General features: G+C 74.7%; 11 protein-coding genes. 3 read left to right on the plus strand and 8 right to left on the minus strand.

The window, feature by feature from the left end; all coding sequences use genetic code 11:
• Positions 1-29 precede the first annotated feature (29 nt).
• Both CRM73_RS09500 and CRM73_RS09505 read right to left on the minus strand, forming a co-directional pair.
• Positions 30-941 (minus strand): alpha/beta hydrolase, encoded by a 912-nt coding sequence (locus tag CRM73_RS09500; RefSeq protein ID WP_095650093.1) that lies wholly within the window; start codon positions 939-941, stop codon positions 30-32.
• 26 nt (positions 942-967) lie between these two features.
• Positions 968-1,516, minus strand: coding sequence for a CueP family metal-binding protein (locus CRM73_RS09505; RefSeq protein ID WP_095650092.1), 549 nt, complete (start codon positions 1,514-1,516; stop codon positions 968-970).
• 147 nt (positions 1,517-1,663) lie between these two features.
• Here CRM73_RS09505 and CRM73_RS09510 point away from each other — a divergent pair, with 147 nt between their 5' ends.
• On the plus strand, positions 1,664-2,548 hold the full coding sequence (locus CRM73_RS09510; RefSeq protein ID WP_095650091.1) for a hypothetical protein: 885 nt from the start codon (positions 1,664-1,666) through the stop codon (positions 2,546-2,548).
• A gap of 22 nt (positions 2,549-2,570) precedes the next feature.
• Here CRM73_RS09510 and CRM73_RS09515 read toward each other — a convergent pair whose 3' ends face one another.
• The 3 genes from CRM73_RS09515 to CRM73_RS09525 form a co-directional block, all read right to left on the minus strand.
• Positions 2,571-2,933: a YciI family protein gene (locus CRM73_RS09515; RefSeq protein ID WP_035924466.1), complete on the minus strand. Its 363-nt coding sequence runs from the start codon at positions 2,931-2,933 to the stop codon at positions 2,571-2,573.
• Positions 2,934-2,968: 35 nt separating this feature from the next.
• Complete coding sequence (locus CRM73_RS09520; RefSeq protein WP_035924464.1) at positions 2,969-3,313, minus strand: nuclear transport factor 2 family protein; 345 nt, start codon at positions 3,311-3,313, stop codon at positions 2,969-2,971.
• A 63-nt stretch (positions 3,314-3,376) separates the two neighbouring features.
• Entirely contained in the window at positions 3,377-4,513 is a 1,137-nt protein-coding gene (locus tag CRM73_RS09525; RefSeq protein WP_095650090.1) for a Gfo/Idh/MocA family protein, read from the minus strand.
• A 166-nt stretch (positions 4,514-4,679) separates the two neighbouring features.
• Here CRM73_RS09525 and CRM73_RS09530 point away from each other — a divergent pair, with 166 nt between their 5' ends.
• Positions 4,680-5,318: a hypothetical protein gene (locus CRM73_RS09530; RefSeq protein WP_017834996.1), complete on the plus strand. Its 639-nt coding sequence runs from the start codon at positions 4,680-4,682 to the stop codon at positions 5,316-5,318.
• A 79-nt stretch (positions 5,319-5,397) separates the two neighbouring features.
• Positions 5,398-5,556: a hypothetical protein gene (locus CRM73_RS09535; RefSeq protein ID WP_229587513.1), complete on the plus strand. Its 159-nt coding sequence runs from the start codon at positions 5,398-5,400 to the stop codon at positions 5,554-5,556.
• Positions 5,557-5,609: 53 nt separating this feature from the next.
• Here CRM73_RS09535 and CRM73_RS09540 read toward each other — a convergent pair whose 3' ends face one another.
• The 3 genes from CRM73_RS09540 to CRM73_RS09550 all read right to left on the minus strand — a co-directional run.
• Positions 5,610-6,563, minus strand: coding sequence for a hypothetical protein (locus CRM73_RS09540; RefSeq protein ID WP_229587515.1), 954 nt, complete (start codon positions 6,561-6,563; stop codon positions 5,610-5,612).
• Between the two features lie 88 nt (positions 6,564-6,651).
• Positions 6,652-7,521 (minus strand): hypothetical protein, encoded by an 870-nt coding sequence (locus CRM73_RS09545; protein WP_229587517.1) that lies wholly within the window; start codon positions 7,519-7,521, stop codon positions 6,652-6,654.
• A gap of 129 nt (positions 7,522-7,650) precedes the next feature.
• A partial coding sequence (locus CRM73_RS09550) for an anti-sigma factor (protein ID WP_229587518.1) occupies positions 7,651-8,095 on the minus strand: 445 nt, incomplete at its 5' end.

Below are 8,095 nucleotides of genomic sequence, written 5' to 3' on the forward strand. Positions count from 1 at the left end.
CCAATTAGGGAACGGCCGGGGGTGCCGGGCTATTCCTGGGCCCCTCCCGCCGCCGGGGCGGGCTCCTCGAGCAGGGAGCGCACGTGCCGGACCGCCCGGCGGGCCTCCGGCGTCCACCAGGCGCCCACGTAGACGTGGAAGGCGCCGGGCTCGTAGATCAGCTTCCCCGGGTTGCCCGCCCGCGCCAGGTCCCGCGCGAAGGCCAGGACGTCGGCGGCCAGGATGTCCTTGCCGCCCTGGACCACGTGCACCGGCGGCAGCCCGGCCACGTCCCCGTAGAGCGGGCTGACCAGCGGGTCGGTGAGCTCGCGGTCCCGCGCCCAGGCCGCGGCCATGGGCACCACCCGGTCGGTGCTCAGCATGGGGTCGTGCGGGTCGATCTCCCGCACGGCCGGGTGCGTGGCGGAGACGTCCACCGCCGGGGAGAAGCCCACCACGTGGTCGGGCATCCGCTGCCCGGCGTCCCGCAGGCGCATGGCCAGCCCGATCGCCAGGCACCCGCCGGCCGAGTCCCCCGCCACCACGATCCGGTCCGCGGCGGGCCGGGTCACGAGGTCCGCCCAGGCCGCGGCGAGGAAGTCGTAGCCCTCGTCCACGTGGCCCTCCGGGGCCAGCCGGTACAGCGGGACCGTGACCGTGGTCCCGGTGTCCTTCACGAGCTCGCGGACGATCCACCAGTGCGCCGGCAGCAGCGGGTTCACGAACGCCCCGCCGTGCAGGTAGATCAGGTGGGACCCGTCCGCCCCGGCGCGCGGGGTCAGGCGCAGCAGCGGGCGCCCGGCCACCTCGGTGCGTTCCACGGCGTGCGAGCGCCGCAGGTCGGCGGGGATCCTGGCCGGCTCCGGGTACCGGCGCCCGTGCAGCTGCTCCACCGGGGTCCACGGCTGCAGGCGCGCCCGCAGCCGGACCGCCTGGGCGGTCAGGGCCATGCTGATGCTCATCCGGTCACCCTTCCTTCGCGCCGGGCTCAGGCCAGCTGGAGGGCGGTGAGGCAGGTCGGGCTGTCCGGGGAGGTCTCGAACTCCTGGACCGCCCGACCCCGCTCCGAGCTGATCTCGAGCGTGCCGGTGATGTCCTTGGGCAGCCAGAAGCCCACGAACCCGTTCTCGTAGCTGGTCACGCTCTCGTCCACGAGCACGGACCCGGAGCCGTCGGTGATCCGCACGTCGAAGTCCTCACCCACGAGCTCGCCCTGGCACCCGGAGAGGCTGTGGAAGAAGCACTCGTGGGTCGTGGTGGCATACGGGGCGACCGCCAGGTAGAAGCGGTCCTCCGGCATGGGCAGGATCGTCTCGGCGGTGCCGTCGTCGAGGACCACCTCGTCGTAGGTCACGGAGCCGGCGAGCCCGGCGTCGCGGTCCTCGTGCGTGCGGTCGAGCTGCTCGACAACCTCCTGCGTGCTCGCGCCCTCGAGCCCGTGCGCCCGGAGCAGGTCGTCCTGCTCGGAGCCCTCGCCGGCGCAGCCGGAGACGAGGAGCAGGACGGCGGCGGACACGGACAGCACGGCGGATCGCATGGGTCCAGGATATCGGGGCGGCCCCTGCCACCGGCTCCCCCGCAACCACCCCGGGATGCCGGGAGTTTCCTGTGGGACCGGTCACAGATCCTGCCCCGGCGGCTAGAGTGGATGTCCAGTGGTGTGAGGGGTTCGGGAGGATCCGCCGTGCAGAACACCGAGAACAACGAGGTCTCCGGGATCGTGCTCCTGATTGCCGGGGCGGTGGTCTCGTTCGTCCTCGTCAACCTGGGCACGATCCTTCTCCTCCTGCTGGCCGGAGCAGCCCTGTGGCTGCTCGGCGTGCTCCTGCGGACGCTCGTCCGCTCCCTGGTGGTGCGCGCGCGGGAGCGGCTGCACGGCACGCCGCGGAGCAGCTCCGGGACCGGCGCCAGGTCCGGTGCGCGGACGGACGGAAGGGCCGCCGCGAGGAACCCGGACAAGAGCCCCCGGAAGAACAGCGGGAAGTCGATCGCCAGGACCGCCGAGCAGGCCCGGCTGGCCGCCGCGGAGGACATGCGCACCGCGTGGATCCGGTGGCAGCTCGGCGTCCTGCCGCCGCAGCAGCGGCACGGGGACGCGAGCTTCGTCGCCGTCCGGCTGGCCGAGGTCCCGCACGCGGACTGGGACGCGACCCGGCTGCGGCGGCACGGCCAGGCCCTGTGGTCCGTCCGGGACGCCGCCGCCAGGACGCCCCTGCACGGGGAGGTCGAGGCCCGCCTGGACCGGGTGGCCGCCATGCTCTCGGAGCTGATTGACGAGGAGTTCGACACCCACCGCGGCCAGGTCGACGACCGCTACCTGTACCACCCGGACCGGGAGGTCCGGGCCGCCTACCTGGCGGGCGGTTCGCAGGGCGTCGAGGCCATCATGGGCACCATCACCGCCGTCCGCGCCCAGGTCCGCGAGGACGCGGCCGCCCGGGCCGCCGCGGACTCCCTGGCGCGCGAGCGCAACGCCGCGCTCCGGGCGCTGCGGGAGACCCGCCGGCCGGCCCGGCCCCGGGACGCCCACGCCGCGTGGGAGGCGCAGGCCGAGCAGATCGGCAGGTGAGCCGCCGGGACCGGGGCGGGCCCTACGCCAGGTGCTCCTCCGGCTCGCCCTGGAACTCGCGCACCTCCACCGGGAGCGTGGTCGCCTGCGCCAGCTTGCGGCCCCACTCGATGGCGGCGTCGTAGTCCGGGGCGGCCACGATGCAGATGCCCCCGGCGTGCTCGTCCTCGCGCTCGTACGGACCGTCCGTGGTCACCACGTCCTCGCCGTGGAAGCGCACGACGACGGACGCCTCCGCCCGGTCCAGGCCCCCGGCGAAGACCCACGCCCCGGCCGCCCTGAGCTCCTCGTTGAACGCGGCGACGTCCCGCATCACGGGCTCGAGGACCTCCGGGGCCGCCGGTCCGCCGTCGGGCTGTTCGATGCTGAGCAGGTAGTGCTTCATGGCGAGCCTCCTGGGCGTCGGATGGTCCTCGGAGTCTACGGTCGCGGCGGCCCGCCGAAATAGACCTGGGCGTCCACCACCTGCCCGTCGCGCACGGTGATCGCCTCCATGTTCCGGAAGGTCCCCCCGGTCCGGAGCTCGTACTCGTACCGGACGAGCACCAGGCCTGGTTCCGCCTCGACCACCTGGAGCAGGTCCTGCCGGGAGACCCGCTGCGCCGTGGGGAAGCACCGCTCGAAGTACGCGGCCCGGTCGATGTGGTCGTCCTGCGGGGACGTGAACCGGAACCCGTCCCCGACGAGCCCGCGGGCCGCCGTCTCGTCCTGCGCGAGGTAGGCGGCGAAGAGCCGCCGGACGACGTCCGTGCTGCTGCTGGTCATGCCCGCAAGCTACTCCCGGGCGGGGTGCGGGACAAGCACCGGGCCCGGTCCGCCGGCCGGGGCTCAGCCGTTCTGCGGGACCTGGGCCACCAGCTCGTCGTCGCCGGGCTCCGCCACGGGCGGCAGGGCCCGGGCCTGCTCCGCGACGGGGCGCACCGCGCGGTCCGCGGGCTCCAGGCGCACGGTCCGGCCCGTCTCGAGGGAGGCGAGCACCGCCTCGTGCACCCGGATGTCCATCAGCCCCTCCTCCCCGCCGGCCTCGGGATCGGTGCCGGTGAGGATGCAGTCCGAGAAGTACTCGGTCTGGCCCGCGAACTGCTCCACCGGGTCGTGGGCACGGGTCTCGCTGCGCCCGTCACGGGTCACGGTCCAGCTGATGCCCACCTCGGGGCCGAAGCCGAAGCACGGCTGCGCTGCGACCACGCCCCCGGTGCCCACCACCGTGAACTGCTCGGTGGCCTCGCCCGCGTAGCTGATGGTGAACTGCGCCACCCGCTGCCCGGGGAAGCGCAGCGTCACCGCCACGGTGTCGTCGAAGTCGAAGCCGCGCCCCGGGGTCCGCACCCCCATCGCGTGGACCTCGAGGGGCTCGGCCGCGAACAGGTGGCGCACCGCGTTGAGGGGGTAGCTGCCCATGTCCGGGATGGGCCCGCCCCAGTACCCGGAGTGCCCGCGGTGGTTGGCCTCGTCGATGTCCTGGGTGAAGACGGCGGTGAACAGCCGGGGGTCGCCCACCAGCCCCTCGTCCCGGACCCGGGTGATCAGCTCGAGCGTGCCGGGCTCGTGGTGCAGCCGGTACGCGACCATCAGCCGGGCCCCGCCGCGCGCGGCGGCGTCGATCATCGCCCGGCAGTCCTCCACGGACGTCTCCATCGGCTTCTCCACCAGCACGTGGAGGCCCGCCTCGAGCGCCGGCTCGGCGAACTCGCGGTGCCGGAACACGGGCGTGGCCACGTAGACCGCGTCCACGTCCCCGGAGGCCAGCAGCGCGGGATAGTCCTCGTAGGAGTACGCGGGCACGCCGTACTCGGCCGCGAGCTCCCGGGCCTTGTCCGGGGTGCCGGTGACCAGCGCCGCCAGCACGGAGCTGCCGGCCCGGGCCATGGCGGGCAGGAACGCCTGCTGGGAGATCTGGCCGAGCCCGACCACCGCGTAGCGCACGGGGCCGTTCGTCGAGGGGGCGGTCCGGGGAGAGGTCATGGGGCATCCTTCGCGGTCGGGACGGACGGACGGTCCCGGCCAGACTAGCCCCGCGGGGCCCCGGGAGGGCGGAGCGGGCCCGGCGTCCCCGGATCCCGCCGGATGCGCGATCATGGGAGGTCCGAGGGACCGCGCACGCGCCCGTCCCCGCCCGTCAGGAGGATCCGTGCCCAAGAGCAAGCCCCGCAAGAAGGCCGCCGCCAAGAAGAAGCAGCAGCGGCGGGAGTTCCACGCCGCGGCCGGCGCCCGCACCGTCGACATCGAGGGCGCCGCGCAGGGCACCTGGGACGACGACGCCCACGAGCTGCTCGTCGCCCGCGGCTGGGTGGCCTACCGGGACCTGGAGATGGACCAGCTCGGCGACGGGTGGGAGTGGCTGCCGTCCCAGCTGCCCCTCGACGCCGGCGTGGGCGGGGAGCCCGGGCCCACCACCGTGTTCGCCGCGGCCGAGGGCGGCTACGACGTCGAGCTGGCCAACCCGAACGGCTCCGTGGACCCGGACCGCGCCGGCCACTACGACACCCTCGAGGACCTCGCGGCGGACCTGGACAGCCTCGAGGCCTGGCGCGTGCCGGCCGACGAGTACGTCCTGCCGGACGTCCCCGCCTTCTCCGCGGACACCCCGTGGGCGATCTGCCAGCTCTGGGCCGGCGGGATGATCGACCACTGGGAGCTCGCGGCGGACCTCATCCACTTCCCGTACGAGGAGACCGAGGAGGGCTTCGCCGCGGTCGAGCGCGCCCACCGGACCGGGCTGATCCCCGCCCAGCTCTACGCCGCGATCCGCGCCGGCCGGGCCGCGTAGCCGGATCCTCTTGTCGGGGCCCCGGGCCCGGCGTAGCGTGAGCCGGGACCATCACCCTGCTGAGCGCACGAGGAGCGGCATGAGCGAGACGACCCCGGACCCGGCCCGGAACAAGCCCTCTCAGGCCGAGGGGGACGTGCCGGCGGACCAGAGCGTGCAGTCGGCCGTCGACCCGGACGGCAACAAGCCCTCCCAGGCCGAGGGGGACGCTCCCGAGGACGCGCCGGGCGACGACTGATCCCCGGCACGGACGGTCCCGGGCGCCCCGCCGAGAGCGGCACGCGCCCGGGATCAGTGCCGGGTCAGCCCCCGGTCGTCCCGGGCGGAGGCGTTCTTCGGCGCCCACGCGGACAGGCCGAGGAGGTCGGCCACCTCGCGGTAGTGGCTGGTGGAGAGGATCCCGAAGCCGGCCTCGACCGCGCGGCGGTAGTAGTGCACGTCCAGGGCGTCGGCGGACAGGTTCTCGTCGTAGCGGTGCAGCTCGAGGCGCATGGGCACGTTCCAGCTCCGCATCCGCAGGCTCTCCTCCATGTCCGGGACGTAGTGGCCGGCGAAGCCGATCACCCGGCGGAGGTCGGGCACCTCCCGCCGGACGTCGTCGACCGTGGGCAGGCCGTCCGGGTGGGGCGGGACGAAGTAGACGAGGTCGGGGGCGATCCTGCGGTAGACGGCCAGCTCCGTCAGCCCGTGCACGCTCACCACCACCTGGCCCTCGGCCCGGTGCGTGCGGACGAGCTCGACGACGGCCTCCGGGGTCACGTTCTTGACGTCGAGCCACAGCACCGCACCGGCCAGCACCGCCCAGGTGAGGAACTCGCCGGCCTCCCGGATGGGGAACCGGGTGACCTCGCCGTAGTTGTCCACCAGGTGCTGGCTGAGCACGTAGTCGGCCGACTGCTCGCTCACCGGGCCGGCGCCGGTGCTCCCGTGCCCCATGACGGCCTCGTGCAGGACCACGCACCGGCCGTCGACCGTGGTGCGCAGCTCGATCTCGATCATGGTGCGCGCCCGGGTGGCCAGGACGTTCTGGGCGGACTCGAGCGCCGAGCAGGGCCAGGACCCGTCGGGGTGGAACCCGGCGCGGCGGGCGAGCAGGAGGGGCCCGTCGGCGGACAGGCGGTCGTGGCGGGTGTAGGCGGCCAGTTCGGCCGGCGAGTCGAAGACGATCGAGTGCCCTGCTGCGCGCGCCGGCACGTCGGCTGCGACGTGGTCCGGCGAGTCCGGGCGGCGGTAGTTCTTCGGCATGGGAACTCCTGGGGGGATGGGAGCGCGGACAGCGGCCGTGGGGGGACGGCCGGCGGACGGGAAGCGGGGGAACCGCCCGTCCACGTGCTCAGGGGCCCTCGGCCACCCGTGCACGCTCCAACTCTTCCACGTCCGAGGCCGAATACGTGGCTGCGATCTGCATGTCGTTGCCTCCGCGCAGGACATTGCGGGTGCTGAGACCCCGGAAGAGCGTCCTGGGGATGGGCCGGTAGGCGGTGCGGCCGTCCCGGACGGGCCGGACGCCGGTCCCGTGGCGCAGGGCGACGGCGTGCAGCCACACGTCGTCGGCCATCGGCGCGCACGCGGTGAACGCGGTGCCGAGCTCGCGCAGGGCGTCGAGCAGGTGCGGCGGGTAGAGCACGCCGGAGGTGCCCGTGGCGAAGGTGCGGACGGACGCTCCCGCCGGGGCGCCGGGGCTCCACGTCGCGTAGGGCAGGATCCGTCCTCCGCCGAGGCGGATCCGGTGGGTGCGGTGGGCGACCACGTCGTGCGGGTGCCGCGCGTGGACCGCGAGCAGCTCCTCGAGCCACGCCGGGCCGTAGAGCACGTCGTCGTCCGCGATGACCAGCGGCAGCTCGTGCCGCGCCCGGGACCGGACGTAGGGGTAGTACTTCTGGTGGGGGCCCCAGTCCTCGGTGCACCTCAGCTCGAGGCCCCGGCGCACCAGCCGCGCCAACGGTGGGGGCGGGTCCGCCACGACGTCGGCCTCGCGCAGCCACAGGATCAGCCGCTGCGGGCGCACGGTGCCGTGCACCATCGACTCGACGGCCAGGTGCACCGCCCGGATCCGGCTCCCGTAGGACGTGAGGCTCACGACCACGGGCGCGTCCCCCCGCACGGGCGCGTCCGAGAAGCGGTTCCGGAGCCGGAAGTGCAGGGCGCTGCGGCTGGTGCGGAACGAGCGCAGCCAGTCGAGGACCAGCTCACGGGACAGCACCCACCGCAGGGGGTGCCGGCGCCTCCCGCCCGGCCGGGGCCTCACGACGGGCGTGCCGGGGCCGCCCGGGCCGCGCCGCCGCCGGAAGGTTCTGCCTCGGTCATGAACTCATTCTGGCAGGAGCCGCGCTCAGATCTCCGCGGCGGCCAGCACCGGCAGGGTGGGCGTCTCGGAGCCGCCGGCGGGCTCCACGGTCATGGCCACCGCCCCGGCCCGGTCGATGTCGCCGTCCAGCCAGACCTGCACCTGTCCGCCGCCGAAGCGCACGTCCGGCACCGGGGTCTCGTCCTGCACGAGCCACAGCTGGTACTCCCGGCCCTCCCCCGGTCCGGCGAGGTCGGAGGCGACGAACAGCGCCGCGTCCGCCTGCGCGGAGACCACCAGGGTGGCCGGGCGGCCGTCCACGTCGAGCTGGCGGGTGGTGACGTCCGGGGCGCTCAGCAGCCGGTTCTGCCGGTCCTGCTCCTGGGCCACGAGCTGCTGCTCCCGCTGCTCGGCCTGCGTGCCCACGGCCCAGCCGCCCAGGGCCGCACCGGGCAGGAGAACGGCGGCCGCGGCGGCGGCCAGCCAGCGG

Origin of the sequence: Kocuria sp. CCUG 69068, from assembly GCF_020833785.1 — a bacterium.
Classification (GTDB): domain Bacteria; phylum Actinomycetota; class Actinomycetes; order Actinomycetales; family Micrococcaceae; genus Kocuria; species Kocuria rosea.